At 62.6% G+C, this 14,449-nt stretch carries 14 protein-coding genes; 6 read left to right on the top strand and 8 right to left on the bottom strand.

The annotated features are described in order from the left end of the window. Positions 1-21 precede the first annotated feature (21 nt). The 3 genes from OCA5_RS08590 to OCA5_RS08580 form a co-directional block, all read right to left on the bottom strand. Complete coding sequence (locus OCA5_RS08590) at positions 22-2,208, bottom strand: RNA degradosome polyphosphate kinase (RefSeq protein WP_041559654.1); 2,187 nt, start codon at positions 2,206-2,208, stop codon at positions 22-24. A gap of 165 nt (positions 2,209-2,373) precedes the next feature. After that, positions 2,374-3,066 carry a P-loop NTPase family protein gene (locus OCA5_RS08585; protein ID WP_012563479.1) on the bottom strand — a complete coding sequence of 231 codons (693 nt, stop codon included), beginning with the start codon at positions 3,064-3,066 and terminating at the stop codon, positions 2,374-2,376. Between the two features lie 2 nt (positions 3,067-3,068). Beyond that, positions 3,069-3,611, bottom strand: a complete 543-nt coding sequence (locus OCA5_RS08580) for a CDP-alcohol phosphatidyltransferase family protein (RefSeq protein ID WP_012563480.1) — start codon at positions 3,609-3,611, stop codon at positions 3,069-3,071. Positions 3,612-3,769: 158 nt separating this feature from the next. Between OCA5_RS08580 and purM the strand changes: the two genes are divergently transcribed. Further along, entirely contained in the window at positions 3,770-4,840 is a 1,071-nt protein-coding gene (purM, locus tag OCA5_RS08575) for a phosphoribosylformylglycinamidine cyclo-ligase (protein ID WP_012563482.1), read from the top strand. Continuing rightward, positions 4,837-5,490 (top strand): phosphoribosylglycinamide formyltransferase, encoded by a 654-nt coding sequence (gene purN / locus OCA5_RS08570; RefSeq protein WP_012563483.1) that lies wholly within the window; start codon positions 4,837-4,839, stop codon positions 5,488-5,490. Before purM ends, purN begins: the two co-directional genes overlap by 4 nt. A 138-nt stretch (positions 5,491-5,628) precedes the next feature. Here purN and OCA5_RS08565 read toward each other — a convergent pair whose 3' ends face one another. Then, positions 5,629-6,468, bottom strand: a complete 840-nt coding sequence (locus tag OCA5_RS08565) for a YjbE family putative metal transport protein (RefSeq protein WP_012563484.1) — start codon at positions 6,466-6,468, stop codon at positions 5,629-5,631. A 127-nt stretch (positions 6,469-6,595) separates the two neighbouring features. After that, positions 6,596-7,018: a nucleoside-diphosphate kinase gene (ndk, locus tag OCA5_RS08560; RefSeq protein ID WP_012563485.1), complete on the bottom strand. Its 423-nt coding sequence runs from the start codon at positions 7,016-7,018 to the stop codon at positions 6,596-6,598. A 271-nt stretch (positions 7,019-7,289) separates the two neighbouring features. On the opposite strand from ndk, the gene OCA5_RS18760 reads away from it, so the two are divergent. The 3 genes from OCA5_RS18760 to OCA5_RS08545 all read left to right on the top strand — a co-directional run bounded on the left by OCA5_RS18760 (position 7,290) and on the right by OCA5_RS08545 (position 9,954). Further along, entirely contained in the window at positions 7,290-7,604 is a 315-nt protein-coding gene (locus OCA5_RS18760) for a hypothetical protein (protein ID WP_012563486.1), read from the top strand. Positions 7,605-7,829: 225 nt separating this feature from the next. Then, positions 7,830-8,042 carry a hypothetical protein gene (locus tag OCA5_RS08550; RefSeq protein ID WP_012563487.1) on the top strand — a complete coding sequence of 71 codons (213 nt, stop codon included), beginning with the start codon at positions 7,830-7,832 and terminating at the stop codon, positions 8,040-8,042. Between the two features lie 58 nt (positions 8,043-8,100). Further along, positions 8,101-9,954 carry an ABC-F family ATP-binding cassette domain-containing protein gene (locus OCA5_RS08545; protein ID WP_012563488.1) on the top strand — a complete coding sequence of 618 codons (1,854 nt, stop codon included), beginning with the start codon at positions 8,101-8,103 and terminating at the stop codon, positions 9,952-9,954. Positions 9,955-9,966: 12 nt separating this feature from the next. On the opposite strand, the gene OCA5_RS08540 is transcribed toward OCA5_RS08545, so the two are convergent. The 3 genes from OCA5_RS08540 to OCA5_RS08530 form a co-directional block, all read right to left on the bottom strand. Beyond that, a complete protein-coding gene (locus tag OCA5_RS08540) occupies positions 9,967-10,506 on the bottom strand; it encodes a hypothetical protein (RefSeq protein ID WP_012563489.1) in 540 nt (179 codons plus the stop codon). A gap of 211 nt (positions 10,507-10,717) precedes the next feature. Further along, a complete protein-coding gene (locus OCA5_RS08535; RefSeq protein WP_012563490.1) occupies positions 10,718-11,182 on the bottom strand; it encodes a DNA polymerase III subunit chi in 465 nt (154 codons plus the stop codon). A 124-nt stretch (positions 11,183-11,306) separates the two neighbouring features. Then, entirely contained in the window at positions 11,307-12,809 is a 1,503-nt protein-coding gene (locus OCA5_RS08530; protein WP_012563491.1) for a leucyl aminopeptidase, read from the bottom strand. 507 nt (positions 12,810-13,316) lie between these two features. Here OCA5_RS08530 and lptG point away from each other — a divergent pair. Then, positions 13,317-14,399, top strand: coding sequence for an LPS export ABC transporter permease LptG (gene lptG, locus OCA5_RS08525; RefSeq protein ID WP_013913055.1), 1,083 nt, complete (start codon positions 13,317-13,319; stop codon positions 14,397-14,399). Positions 14,400-14,449 lie beyond the last annotated feature (50 nt).

Below are 14,449 nucleotides of genomic sequence, written 5' to 3'. Positions count from 1 at the left end.
CGTGCAGCCGCGCCTTTTCCGTCAGCGTTTCGAGCGCCGCGTGAGCCGGCGTGGTGAGGATTCTTTGAGCGATTTTCCACGGCCGGACAGACTCGGATTCGTCATGAAGTATTTATGCACGTTGAAGGGCTCCTCACCCTTCCCGGCCTTCATACGCGTTGACGATCCATCCGGCAATAACTGCCAGCTCTGCTCGTTGTCCTCGAGGTTCGCGACCATGATCTGATCGAGCACCTGCGAGTGCACCGTGGGATTCTGCAACGGGCACAGCACCTCGACCCGGCGATCGAGATTGCGCGGCATCATATCGGCCGAGGCGATATAGACGGCCGCCTTCACATGCGGCAGCCCATGCCCCATTCCGAAACAATAGACGCGGCCGTGCTCGAGGAAGCGGCCGACGATCGACTTGACGCGAATGTTTTCCGACAGGCCCGGCACGCCGGGACGCAGGCAGCAGATGCCTCGTACCACGAGATCGATCGAGACGCCGGCCTGTGAGGCTGCATAAAGCGCGTCGATGATATCGGGATCGACCAGCGCATTCATCTTCATCCAGATCGCGGCCGGCTTGCCATGGCGGGCAAAGTCAGTCTCCGCCTCGATGTGTTCGAGGATGCGCTTGCGCAGCGTCAGCGGCGACACTGCCATCTTCTCGATATCGACGGGCTCGGCATAACCGGTGATAAAATTGAAGACGCGCGCGGCATCGCGCGCGATCACCGGGTCGCAGGTGAAATATGACAGGTCGGTGTAGATGCGCGCCGTCACCGGATGATAGTTGCCGGTGCCTGTGTGAACATAAGTCGTGAGCCCCCCGCCCTCGCGGCGCACGACGAACGACAGCTTTGCGTGGGTCTTCAGCTCAAGGAAACCGTAGACGACCTGCACACCGGCGCGCTCGAGATTGCGCGCCCAGCGAATGTTCGCCTCCTCGTCGAAACGCGCCTTCAGCTCGACCAGCGCGGTGACGGACTTGCCCGCCTCTGCCGCTTCCGCAAGCGCGCGCACGACCGGGGAGTCGCGCGAGGTGCGATAGAGCGTCTGCTTGATCGCCACGACATCGGGATCGCGCGCAGCCTGCTGCAGGAACTGCACAACGATATCGAACGACTCATAGGGATGATGGACGATCAGATCCTTCTGCCGGATCGCCGCAAAGATATCACCGCCATGGTCGCGCACGCGTTCTGGGTGACGGGGCACATAGGGCGTGAACTCAAGATCAGGACGGTCAATCCGGGTGAGCTGCGAGAGTTCGTTCATCGCAAGCAGACCGTCGACAAGCAGCACATCGTCGTCCGGTGTCGACAGCGCCCGCTGCACGAACGCGCGCAGATCTTCCGGCATCGCCGCTTCGATTTCGAGGCGGATCACCGACCCGCGGCGGCGGCGCTTCAACGCCGTCTCGAACAGGCGTACGAGGTCTTCCGCCTCTTCCTCGATTTCCAGTTCGGAGTCGCGGATGATGCGGAACGCGCCGCGGCCCGCCACCGTGTAACCGGGAAACAGCCGGCCGATGAACAGGCTCGTCGCCTGCTCGATCGTAATCATGCGCACGCTGCCGTCGCCATTTGACGGCAGGCGAATAAACCGGTCGATCTTGATCGGCATGCGGATCAGCGCGTTCATCGCCTTGCCGTCCGACTTGCGCACGAGATGCAGCGCGATAGTGAAGCCGAGGCTCGGGATGAACGGGAACGGATGCGCCGGGTCGATGGCAAGCGGCGTCAGCAACGGGAAGATGTGATGGAGGAAATGCTCCTCGATCCACTTGGTTTCCGATTTGGTGACGTCACGGCCTTCCACCAACACGATGCCTGCATCGGACAGCACCTTGTGCAGATCGCGCCAGATCGCCTGCTGGTCGGTCGCGAGCGTAAAGACAGTCTTGTTGATGAGGTGCAATTGCTCGGCCGGGGTCAGGCCATCGGGGCTGCGCTCGGCGACACCTTCACGGATCTGCGCCTTCAGGCCCGCGACGCGGACCATGAAAAATTCATCGAGGTTGTTTGCCGAAATCGACAGGAACCGGACGCGTTCCAGCACCGGGTGATCGGGATTGACCGACTCCTCGAGGACGCGCCGATTGAAATGCAACCAGGACAACTCCCGGTTGATAAAGCGCAAGGGGCTTTCGGCGATTTCTGTCAGCGGTGTCTCCGCACCATTTTCGTCTGTAGTTACAGCAACTTCCACCGCGTCCATGCCATTGCTCACGAGAATCCAGAAACCCCATTCCAGATCATCGACAAAGCCCATGACCAATCAATGACAGCTTCTCGCCTCCGTCAATAAGACGCAGGCGCATACCCGCAGATCGGATACTGGCGGATTAAGATGGATCGTAGGCGGCGGCAGCGGAAAGGGAGCTCAGAGCGGCAGGACGCCCTGCCCGCGAAACAGCGCGGCCGCGAGCGCCCGGGTGACGGGACGGCGCAACCGCAGCGCCTCCGCATCGAGTTGTTCCACCGCATCACGGGCCGCAGCAAAGGAGCGCTCGATCCGGGTCGCGAGATAGCTCACCACGCTCTCATCCACCGCCATCTGGCGGTCGGCGCAGAACTTCACCAGAAGCGCCCGCAGCAACTGGTCGTCCGGCGGCTCGACGCTCACCACCGGAATGGCGCGCAGCCGCGAGCCGGCATCGCGCAACTCGACCTCGAACGAGGCCGGTGCCGCCCGCGCGGTCATCAGCACGAAGGCGTTGGTCTCGCGCGCAAGGTTGAGAAGGTGGAACACCGCGCGCTCGTCGAAATAACCCGGCTCCAGATGCTCGACCACCAGGGCGCCGGTCGCCAGCGCCCCCGGCACATCCTGCGGCGTCAGTGCATGAGCGCCGACGATCCGCGCGCCCGCTTCAGCGGCCCAGATCGCCGCGAGATGGCTCTTGCCGCATCCTTCGGGGCCGACCAGCATCATCACCCGGTTGGTCCAGTCCGGCCAGCGGTCGATCAGCGCTAGTGCCTGCGCGTTGCTCGGCCCTTCGAGATAGTCGTCGCGAGACAGGCTTTCGGCATGCGGCAGATCGAGTGCAAGTTGGCGAGGTGGTGTCGGCATCGGCATTCTCACGACGCCTCGGGGGTGCCGACATGGCGCACCCACGCAATGAAATAGAGCGACACCGACAGCAGTGTCAGGATGGTGACGGCTGCCATCAGAATGAGGTCATAGGGCCACGCATTGAATTTGAACCCGAGCGAGGCAAGAACCAGCGCGGCAAAACCCACCTGCGCCACCGTGTTGAGCTTCGAGGCCATCAGCGGCTTCACCGGCATCGGATTGTCCATGAACCAGGACACGATCATCGCGCCGACTATCATGAAATCGCGCGACACCACGAGAATGACGAGCCAGCGCGGAATATCCCCGGTGATACCGAGCGCGACATAGATCGAGACGAGAAGCGCCTTGTCAGCGATCGGATCGAGCAGCGCGCCGAGTTCGGTCGTCATGTTGAAGCGCTTGGCGAGAAATCCGTCGACGGCATCGCTCAAGCCCGCCACCGCGAACAGGACGAAAGCGATCTGCATCTGGGACGCAGCAATCGCCCACACCACCAGCGGCACGAGGATGATACGGCCAAGCGTAATGAAATTGGGGATATTCAACGCACGCGGCCCCTCAGGCACTCCGGAACTGCACAGGGCCGAAGCAGCACTCGCCTGCCCCCGCCGCCCTCTCTAATAATCCACCCGCGCGGCGGAGGCGAGCCATTGCACCGTTTTGGAATCCGACGTAACCACCGCTCTGGTTTCAGGAAAATGGCATGAGCGAAAAACAACCCGGCCTTACCTATTCGTCCTCCGGAGTGGATATCGACGCCGGTAACCGGCTGGTGGATATCATCAAGCCGATGGTCCGCGCGACCGCCCGGCCGGGCGCCGATGCCGAGATCGGCGGGTTTGGTGGGCTGTTTGACCTTAAGGCGGCGGGGTTCCGTGACCCGGTGCTGGTCGCCGCGACCGACGGTGTCGGCACCAAGCTCAAGATCGCCATCGAGACCGGCATTCACGGCGGCATCGGCATCGACCTTGTCGCGATGTCGGTCAACGACCTCGTGGTCCAAGGCGCCGAGCCCTTGTTCTTCCTCGACTATTTTGCTTGCGGCAAGCTCGACCCGGACGCTGTCGCGGCCATTGTGGCGGGCATTGCCGAGGGTTGCCGGGAATCCGGGTGCGCGCTGATCGGCGGCGAGACGGCGGAAATGCCCGGCCTCTACCAGAAAGACGATTACGACCTTGCGGGCTTCGCGGTCGGCGCGGCCGAACGCGGCACGCTGCTGCCGCGCAAGGATATCGCCGCGGGCGACGCGCTGATCGGGCTCGCCTCCTCCGGTGTTCACTCCAACGGCTTCTCGCTGGTGCGCAAGGTGGTCGAGCGCTCCGGCCTCGCCTTCGATGCGCCCGCGCCGTTCGCCCCCGTCATGAAGCTCGGCTCCGCCCTGCTCGCGCCGACCCGGCTCTACGTGAAATCCTGCCTGAAGGCGATCCGCGAGACCGGCGCCATCAAGGCCCTGGCGCATATCACCGGCGGCGGCTTCACCGACAACATTCCGCGCGTGCTGCCGAAGACCCTCGGCGTGCGGGTCGATCTGTCCGCCATCCCGGTGCTGCCTGTGTTCAAATGGCTCGCCGCGGAAGGTAGCATCGCCGAGCTCGAAATGCTGCGCACCTTCAACTGCGGCATCGGCATGGTCGCCGTGGTCGCACGCGACAAGCTCGTCGACGTGATGGACCTGCTTGCCGAGGGCGGCGAGCGCCCCGTCATTCTGGGCGAAGTCACCGAAGCGGGCCCCGATCCCGTCGTCTATGACGGCCATCTCGATCTGGTGCCATGACCAAGCGCCGCGTCGCCATTCTGATTTCGGGCCGCGGCTCCAACATGGCCGCGCTGATCAAGGCGGCCAAGGACCCGACCTTTCCGGCCGAAATCGTTCTGGTGATGTCGAACATCGCCAATGCCGGCGGGCTCGAGCGGGCTCAGGCGGCGGGCATCGCAGCCGTCACGATCGAGAGCAAATCGTTCGGACGCGATCGCGAGGCGTTCGAGCGGGCGATGCACGACGAACTCGTCCGCCATAACATCGACCTTGTCTGCCTCGCCGGTTTCCTGCGTCTCCTGACGCCGTGGTTCGTGCAGCAATGGCAGGGCCGGATGATCAACATTCACCCGGCGCTCCTGCCCGCCTATCGCGGCCTGCACACCCATGAGCGGGCGCTTGCGGACGGCGTGAAGATCCACGGCGCGACCGTGCATTTCGTCGTCCCCGACGTCGATGCCGGACCAATCATCGTTCAGGGCGCTGTCGCCGTGCACGAGACCGACACGGCCGATACGCTTGCGGCGCGCGTGCTCGAAGTCGAGCACCAGATCTATCCGCAGGCGTTGCGCATGGTGGCGAGCGGCCAGACCTCGATCATCGGCGCGCTCTGCCGGGCAACCGGTGCCACTGCGACAGAAAAGACGCTGATCTCGCCCTCTCCGTAAGCTCTGCCGCTTTCATTTTCAGCCTCACCAAAGACAACGCCGCCCTGCCGGTGTCGGCAGGACGGCGTCATTTCAACAGTTGGCTTTGCGACCTCCGCAAGCGTCAGGCCAAGCCTGACGCCAGCAGACGGTTTTCGCTTAGGCCGGCACGGCCTCGGTTGCATGCTTGGCCATAGCGCGGCTCCGAAGTTTGGAGCCGATGACCAGCACGACAACTACGCCCAGCAACGCCATCAGGAATTCCGCGAGATCGATCGCGAAGCCGAAGGTGTTGTTGAAGCCGGCAACGGCCGAGCTCGCAGCGACGTTGAGCCCGATCTTGCCATGCAGGAGGCTCTCCAGCACCGGGTGCACAGCCGGGTCGGTCGCGATCACTTCGCCGGCGACCCAGCCCAGCAGTGCTGCGCCGAACCACACGAGCGATGGCATCCTGTCGAGGATCGCCATGATCAGTGCCGCACCTGCAACGATCAGCGGGATCGAGATCAGCAGGCCGAGGATCAGCAGCAGGATGCTGCCGTCGGCGGCTGCCGCAACCGCGATCACGTTGTCGAGGCTCATGATGAGGTCGGCAACTGCCACGATGCGAACCGCGGCCCACAGATGCTGTCCAGCCTGGACCGAATCCTCGCTGTGGTCTTCCGGCACCAGAAGCTTCGCTGCGATCGCGACGAGCGCAAGACCACCGATGAGCTTGAGGAAGGGAAGCGTCATCAGCGATGCGACGATACCCGTGAAGATGATGCGCAGGAAAACCGCGACGCCCGCGCCGAGGATCATACCCCAGCGACGCTGCTTCGGCGGCAGACCACGACAGGCGAGCGCGATGACAAGCGCGTTGTCGCCCGACAGAAGGATGTTGATCCAGATGATCTTTGTCAGGCCGACCCAGAATTGAGGCTGAGCGATCTCATCCTCGATATGGACCAGCCAATCGACAATGGAAAATGACGTTATAGCTTGGAATATCTCGTTCACCGTTTCCCCCACCATGTTGGTTGGCTGCTGGTATATTCCATACCAGAGCCATCTGGCGATACCCTCTTAACCGGTAATTTAAGGGGGGCACAGTGGTGCGCGTCAAACTGACGCGCGAAACCCAACGCTACCCCACAATCTCATTCCCGGCGAAAAACTGGGCAATTTCGACCGCTGCGGTCTCGGCGGCATCGGATCCGTGGACCGAATTTTCGCCAATGGAAAGAGCGTGAACCTTGCGGATCGTGCCATCGGCCGCCTTGGACGGGTCGGTCGCACCCATGACCTCGCGGTACTTGGATATGGCATTATCGCCCTCCAGCACCTGGACCACCACCGGTCCGGAGGTCATGAAGTCCACCAGCTCGCCGAAGAACGGGCGCGCCTTGTGGACCGCGTAGAAGGTTTCGGCCTGCTCGCGGGTCATCCGGATCCGCTTCTGGGCGATGATGCGAAGACCAGCCTTCTCGATGATGGCGTTCACGGCACCCGTCAAATTGCGTGCGGTCGCATCAGGCTTGATGATCGAAAAGGTGCGCTCGGTCGCCATGGCTTATCCTTGATGGAATGGGAAATGGAAAATGTGCGGGGCTTATAGCGGCGCCCCCGCAGCGCGGCAAGCACTCAGGCCCTTTATTCCGGCCATCGAAATAAGCCGCAACATTACGCCGATTTCATCGAAATGAACCCCGTCTGAAGACACCATCCTCGCTCCATTCACGTTGCCCTGCATAGAGTTTGGTCCTGGCCTCGAGCGCGATTTCCGGCCGGAGCATCAAAGCCAACGGCGTGCGCATCGCGCCATCGCAAGGAGAACGATCATGCTACGCAAATTGAGCCTTGGATTGGTTGCCGCATCAGCCCTCGTCATCGGCATGGCCGGAATGTCGTCGGACGCCGCCGCGCGCGGCGGGCATCATGGTGGTGGGCATCACGGTGGCGGATGGCATCATGGTGGCGGACACCATGGTGGTTGGCATCACGGCGGTGGCTGGCACCGTCGCGGCTGGGGTGGCGGCCCGCGTTTCTACGCTGGTGGCCCGTATTATTATGGCGGCTATAGCGGCTGCTACGTGCGCCGTCTGGTTCCGACGCCGTGGGGTCCGCGCTGGCGGCGCATCAACCGCTGCTACTGATTTCCGATCAATCCAGTCACGACGTTTCAGAAAAGCCCGGTCCTACCGGGCTTTTTTGTTGCCGCAGACCGGAGCGCCAGTAACCGCCCGGCTGAAGTTGGTTCCAAATCGATTTAATTTTTACGCATTGCTTACCTTCACCTCAAAAGGGCGGAAACACTTCTTGGTTCTATTCATTGGTGAGATACGATCAATTTGAATGAAATAGCGAGGAAGGTGGGCACGATGGCAAACCTTTCGATAGACCTAACGTCCGAGACCGACATCGCCCTTGACGGGCGCACGAGCCGCGCCGTTCGCGACGGCATCGGAGAGCGGCTTCGCGAGATGATGGCGCCGACAACGCCCCTGCCCCCTCGCCTGCAAGACCTCATGAGTCGCCTTCGCGACATCGACGACGCGCCCTCCATCGTCTCCGGCAGCCTGTCTCCGCGCTAGATTGATCGCTGCGCGCGGGACGGCTTGCGCTCGCGCGTCATTCCGGGGAGAACCCCGCATGCTTTCCATCCAGGACATCTCGATCCGCATTGCCGGACGCATGCTGATTGAAGCGAGTTCGGCCCAGATCGTGCCGGGCGCGCGCGTAGGCTTCGTCGGCCGCAACGGCGCGGGCAAATCCACGCTGTTCCGCGCCATTCGCGGTGAATTGTCGCTCGAAGCCGGCGCAATCACGGTTCCGCCGCGCTGGAGCATCGGCAGCCTCGCGCAGGAAGCGCCCGACGGCCCGGAAAGCCTGATCGACGTGGTGCTCAAAGCCGACACCGAGCGCCACGCTCTTCTGGCCGAGGCCGAGACCGCGCAGGACCCCGCGCGGATCGCCGACATCCAGACACGCCTCGTCGACATCGACGCCCATTCCGCTCCCGCGCGCGCGGCCGCCATCCTGTCCGGCCTTGGCTTTTCAACCGCCGATCAGGCACGCGCCTGTCAGGAGTTTTCAGGCGGCTGGCGGATGCGCGTGGCACTTGCCGCGACACTGTTTGCCGCGCCCGACCTTCTGCTGCTCGACGAGCCGACCAACTATCTCGATCTCGAAGGCACGCTATGGCTCGAAGATCATCTCGCGAACTATCCGCGCACGGTGATCGTCATCAGTCACGACCGCGACTTGCTCGATACGTCCGTCGATCAAATCCTGCATCTCGATCACGGCAAGCTCGCCCTCTACAAAGGCAGCTATTCCTCGTTCGAAGAACAGCGCGCCGCGCGCGAGATGATCGAGGCAAAGCACGCCAAGCGTCAGGCAGAGGAACGCAAGCGCCTGCAGGATTTCGTCGACCGCTTCAAGGCGAAGGCCTCGAAAGCCAAACAGGCGCAGTCGCGCGTCAAGATGCTGGAGCGGATGAAACCCGTCACTGCGCTGGTGACGCAGGACGTGAAGGAAATCCGCTTTCCCGAGCCGGAGAAAACATTATCGCCACCGATCGTCGCGCTCGACAATGTCAGCGTCGGTTACGAGCCCGGCAAGCCGGTCTTGAGCCGCGTCACACTGCGGATCGATAACGACGATCGCATCGCGCTGCTCGGCGTCAACGGCAACGGCAAATCGACGCTGGTGAAGCTGCTCGCAGGCAAGCTGCCGCCGTTCTCGGGCAAGATGGTGCGCGCCGATAAATTATCGGTCGGCTATTTCGCCCAGCACCAGACAGACGAACTCGACCCCGACGGCTCGCCTTACACGCATCTGCGCCGGCTGATGCCGGATGCGCCGGAAAGCAAGGTGCGCGCCCGCGCCGGTGCCATCGGCTTTTCCGGCAAGGCCGGCGACACCACGGTGCAGAGTCTCTCGGGCGGCGAGAAGGCGCGGCTTCTGCTCGGCCTCGCGACATTCGCGGGACCGAATCTCATCATCCTCGACGAGCCGACCAACCATCTCGACATCGACAGCCGCGCGGCACTGGCCGAAGCGATCAACGAGTTTCCCGGCGCGATCATCATGGTCTCGCACGACCGGTATCTGGTCGAGTCTTGTGCGGATCGGCTGTGGGTGGTCGCCGACCGCACCGTAAAGCCTTATGACGGCGACCTCGACGAATATCGCCGCACCATTCTCGCGCCGCAGACGCTCCCGCCCTCGCGCGAGAGGGTACGCGAGCCAAGCAAGCCGCCGCGAAGTCGGTCGGAGAAAAGCTCGCTAAAGCAGAAGATCGCAACAGCGGAAGCCGAGATCGAACGCATCGGCGGCATCATCGCCAAAATCGATGCAGCACTTGCTTTGCCTGATATCTTTCAGCGCGATCCGAAACAGGCCGCGCAACTCACCAAGGCGCGCGCGGCGGCAGAGGCTGCACTCGGCAAGGCCGAAGAGGAATGGCTTGAGGCGAGCGCATCGTTTGAAAGCGCGGACTAATGCGCACTGAAATTAGTGCCTGCGCCTTGTGGGCTTGGCAGGCTTCCTCGCGGGTGGAGGCGCCTCGACGGCATCGATGATGGTGAGCCGTCCCGCGGTAAACGTGTAGATGCCGGGCCGCGGTCCGTGCGTATAGGTCAGCACCGTCTGACGCTGGCCATGCTCATTGGCGGAAATGTTGACGTTGTCGGGCGTGCCGGCCGCGCGCGCGACGTCACACTCGGTATGGCCGAGCGCCACCGATCCAACTGGTGCAGCGACAGGCTCGCCGGGCTGCTGCTGTCCGTCGGCGTTCGCATTCGCCTGCATCGCTGCTGGCGCCATGCCGGGGCATGCGCCCTCTGCGGTAATGAGATCGTCGGGCGAAACCGGCTTGTCCGGATTCAAAGGCGGGGTCTCGAGCGACAGTGTTTTCGTGTTGAAAAGTTTGCTGGGGCGCGTGAACCATTCCTGATCCTTGAGCGAATAGTCGCTCAGCGTCCCGCCGCAACCGCTCATCAGCGGCGCGATAACCAGTATCGCCAGCGCGATCTTGATAACGCGCCGGTTCACAGGGCCCTTCGACTCAATCCCTACTCGCAAAACTGGAATCCCCGGATACTCCAATACGACCCCGTTCCCACACGCCGCACGGTGCCAACCCTGGCTTATGCGACAAGCGGCACCGTCCCTGATCCGCTTGCACCATCACTTTGCGGCACCAGAGTGGCTAACCGCAAGCGGCAAAACCAAAAGCTGGACCTATCCTTAATTGCGGCAACGCTTAAGTGCCACCGCCGTCCTTGCGCTGCCAGCGGCCGCGCTCGTCCGCCTGCCAGTAGGTTTGCTCATAGCCGCGCGCCTTGCAATCGGTCCATGCTGCACGCGCTGCCTGCAGTGCACCATCGTCGTCACCATCGAAGATCAGCACGATGCGTTGATACGCGGTGCAATCTTCCGGGACAGTGGCGCCATCGACAAGAAAGCGCACGGTCGCATCGTTCGGATTATCGTCGCGCACCGTGAGCACGACGGGTTGCTCAGCCGCATCCGACTCGCGCCATGTGCCGTGCGGCAGGAACGAGTCGTCGCGATAGGTCCATAGATGGGAATCAAGCGCCTCGGCGCGCTCTTCCGATCCCGCCTGCACCACGACGCGCCAGCCGCGCTCAAGCGATTTCTCGATGAGCGGCGGCAGCACGGCCTCAAGCCGCATGTCCTGCAAATGATAGAACAGAACTTCGGTCATGCTCGCCCCTCAGCGCCGTCATTGCGAGCGAAGCGAAGCAATCCAGTATCAAGCTTAGACCGGATTGCTTCGTCGCTTACGCTCCTTGCAATGACGCCAAGTGCAGGAAGTGCAGGTCGCCGCCTTATCGCTTCGTCTCGTAATGCTGCGCGACGAGATGATCGAGAAGGCGCACGCCGTAGCCCGACCCCCAACTCGTGTTGATGTCGGTCGCCGGTGCGCCCATCGCAGTGCCCGCGATATCGAGATGCGCCCATGGCGTGTTGTCGACAAAGCGCTGCAGAAGCTGCGCAGCCGTGATCGAGCCGCCCCAGCGTCCGGCCGCATTCTTCATGTCGGCGAACTTGGAATCGATCTGCTTATCGAATTCAGGCCCGAGCGGCATGCGCCAGACACGCTCGCCGGTGGCATCGCCCGATTTCGAAAGCCGCTCCGATAACTGGTCATTGTTGGAGAACAGACCCGCATATTCGGTGCCAAGCGCGACCAGAATGGCGCCGGTCAGCGTTGCGAGATCGACGATGAACTTCGGCTTGTGCTTCTGCGTGACGTACCAGAGCACGTCGGCAAGCACGAGGCGGCCTTCCGCATCGGTGTTGATGATCTCGATGGTCTGGCCCGACATCGTCTTGACGATATCGCCGGGACGCTGGGCGTTGCCGTCCGGCATATTTTCAACAATGCCGATGGCACCGACCGCGTTCACCTTCGCTTTGCGCGCGGCAAGCGCATGCATCAGGCCGACGACGCAGGCCGCGCCCGCCATGTCGCCCTTCATCTCCTCCATGCTGCCGGCCGGCTTGATCGAGATGCCGCCGGTGTCGAAGCAGACGCCCTTGCCGACGAACGCAACCGGCTTGTCGGCCTTGTTGGACGCACCGTTCCAGCGCATCACCACCATACGGCCGGGATGATAGGAGCCCTGCGAAACGCCGAGCAGCGCGCCCATGCCGAGCTTTTCCATTGCCTTGACGTCGAAAATCTCGACCTTCACGCCGAGCTTGCGCAACTGCGCGGCGCGGCGGGCGAACTCGGCCGGGTACAGCACATTCGGCGGCTCGTTGACGAGTTCGCGCGCAAGAACGACGCCGTTCGCCACATGCGCGTCGCGGATAAACGCCTTGCGGGCCGCCGCCACATCGGCAACCGCGACCGAGAACTGTGCGACAAGCGCTTTGTCCTTGTCTTTCGTCTTGGTTTTGTAACGATCGAACTTGTAGCCACGCAGCCGCGCGCCGACGGCAAGGGCTGCCGCCTGATGCGGCTTCATCGCGCCGCCCGGAAGTTCTGCGACAAGCGTCACCGCACTCGCGTTCGATCCGATCTTGCCGGTCGCGGTGCCGCCAAGCTTGATGAAATCCTCATCCTTCACGGAGCCGGCTTTGCCGGTGCCGACCACGATCAGCCGGGCAGCTTTCACACCCTGCGGCGCAAGGATATCGAGCGCCGAACCACTCTTGCCCTTGAACTCGGCGGCCGCGGCCGCGCGCTTCACGACATCGCCCGCGTTTACGAGATGCTTGCGGCTTGCAGGGCCGAACTTCATCGATTCATCGGTGAAAACGACGAGGACGCCCTTCGGCGCGGTAGAAAGCGGGACAAAGCCGACCTTGACGGCGTCGGTCATGGACAATTTCTCCAAACGTGGATCGTGCTGCTGAATGCTGCGGCGGGAGCCATACTATATGCGCCTCCGTACGCTCCCTGCAAAGTGGCGGAGGCAACGCCCTCACGCGACGAACGTCCCCTCCTTTTGCCGACCCTGCATCAACTCCCTTATCGTTCCGAATCGTGGCACCAAGGTCACGTGCGCAGGTTTTGTTAACCACGCCGCCCGCGCTGCCTTGGGCCAGCCATTTTATCGGCGGATCAACGGGATAGTATGAGTTATAGTGAACTCGGGCGACACCTTTCCACGGGGGATCGGGATTCCAGGAATTCCGATCCGGATCGGTGGCGTACGGGAGAGATGGGGATACCACTGCGCAATGGCGTCGATTGAGTTCGCCTGCAGGGGCGCGGCAGCGATGCCGGTCCCGGCGCTGGTCTGTCGTGCAGCGTTCCTCGGGTCGCCGCGTGCTTTCGCACGCTCCCTTTCTCCCGCACACATCTTTGCAAACGGGTGGCCGGTCGCATGCTGACCACAACGCTCGCCCGTTATTTCGCCAGGCGTTTCATCGTCGCATCCTGCGCGGTGTTCCTCGGTATTTTCCTGCTGCTCGTGCTGGTCGATTACATCGAGATGGTGCGGCGGACGTCGAGCATCCCCACCGCGTCCGCCTTCATGGTCGCGCAGACCTCGCTGTTTCGTGTGCCGCAACTGCTCGAGCGGTTGATGCCGTTCTGCATCCTGATCGGCGCGATGTCCTGCTATCTTGCACTATCGCGCAGCCTTGAACTCGTGGTGGCGCGTGCCGCCGGCATTTCAGCGTGGCAGTTCATCACCCCCGCGCTCGTCAGTGCGCTTGTGATGGGCATCCTCGCGACCGTTGCCTACAACCCGATCTCGGCGGCGATGCAGGAACGCAGCAAGGAGATGGAGGCACAACTCTTCTCCAATGGCGGCGTTCAGGATGTCGCTCAATCCTGGATCAACCAGGTGACGTCGGAAGGGCAATCCATCATCAGCGCGGCGCTCTCCCAAAATCAGGGCACCCGCCTCTCGGGTGTAACCGTGTTCCGCTTCAACCCGGACGGCAGCTTCCGCGATCGAATCGATGCCCGCGACGCCAATCTGGAGCCTGGCCAGTGGCGGCTCGGCGGCGCGCGAATCTATTCCATGACGGCCGCGCCGATTCCCCACGACAGCTTTCTGTTGAGCACCAACCTGACGCCTTCACAGGTCCGGAACAGCTTTGCCACCCCTGAGACTGTGTCATTTTGGCAACTTCCGGAGTACATCCGGTCGTCTCAAAGCTCGGGGTTGGCCACAGCAGGATACCGTCTGCAGTACCAAAAGCTGCTGGCAAGGCCGTTTTTGCTGGCCTCGATGGTGCTGGTGGCGGCCGCCGTCAGCCTGCGGTTCTTCCGTTTCGGCGGTGTCCAAAAGATGGTTTTAAGTGGCGTGGCAGCGGGCTTTCTGCTCTATGTCCTGTCGAAAGTAACTGAGGATTTAAGCAAGGCCGAGTTGATGCATCCACTCGCTGCCGCATGGCTGCCTGTCTGCGTCGGCGGCCTCATCGGCTTTTTGGCCTTGCTGCATCAGGAGGACGGGTAGTGGCTGGTTTTGCCGCCCTCCAACGACGGACGCCTGGGTTCAGGCGGCGC

Source organism: Afipia carboxidovorans OM5 (assembly GCF_000218565.1).
GTDB lineage: Bacteria > Pseudomonadota > Alphaproteobacteria > Rhizobiales > Xanthobacteraceae > Afipia > Afipia carboxidovorans.
Note: the sequence above shows the minus strand (reverse complement) of the source record. Positions and strands in the feature narration are given on the sequence as shown.

Coding starts and splice junctions, on each gene's coding strand:
- OCA5_RS08590 (WP_041559654.1), bottom strand. CDS start 2,208: ATGGACGCGGTGGAAGTTGCTGTAACTACAGACGAAAATGGTGCGGAG.
- OCA5_RS08585 (WP_012563479.1), bottom strand. CDS start 3,066: ATGCCGATGCCGACACCACCTCGCCAACTTGCACTCGATCTGCCGCAT.
- purM (WP_012563482.1), top strand. CDS start 3,770: ATGAGCGAAAAACAACCCGGCCTTACCTATTCGTCCTCCGGAGTGGAT.
- purN (WP_012563483.1), top strand. CDS start 4,837: ATGACCAAGCGCCGCGTCGCCATTCTGATTTCGGGCCGCGGCTCCAAC.
- ndk (WP_012563485.1), bottom strand. CDS start 7,018: ATGGCGACCGAGCGCACCTTTTCGATCATCAAGCCTGATGCGACCGCA.
- OCA5_RS18760 (WP_012563486.1), top strand. CDS start 7,290: ATGCTACGCAAATTGAGCCTTGGATTGGTTGCCGCATCAGCCCTCGTC.
- OCA5_RS08550 (WP_012563487.1), top strand. CDS start 7,830: ATGGCAAACCTTTCGATAGACCTAACGTCCGAGACCGACATCGCCCTT.
- OCA5_RS08545 (WP_012563488.1), top strand. CDS start 8,101: ATGCTTTCCATCCAGGACATCTCGATCCGCATTGCCGGACGCATGCTG.
- OCA5_RS08535 (WP_012563490.1), bottom strand. CDS start 11,182: ATGACCGAAGTTCTGTTCTATCATTTGCAGGACATGCGGCTTGAGGCC.
- OCA5_RS08530 (WP_012563491.1), bottom strand. CDS start 12,809: ATGACCGACGCCGTCAAGGTCGGCTTTGTCCCGCTTTCTACCGCGCCG.
- lptG (WP_013913055.1), top strand. CDS start 13,317: ATGCTGACCACAACGCTCGCCCGTTATTTCGCCAGGCGTTTCATCGTC.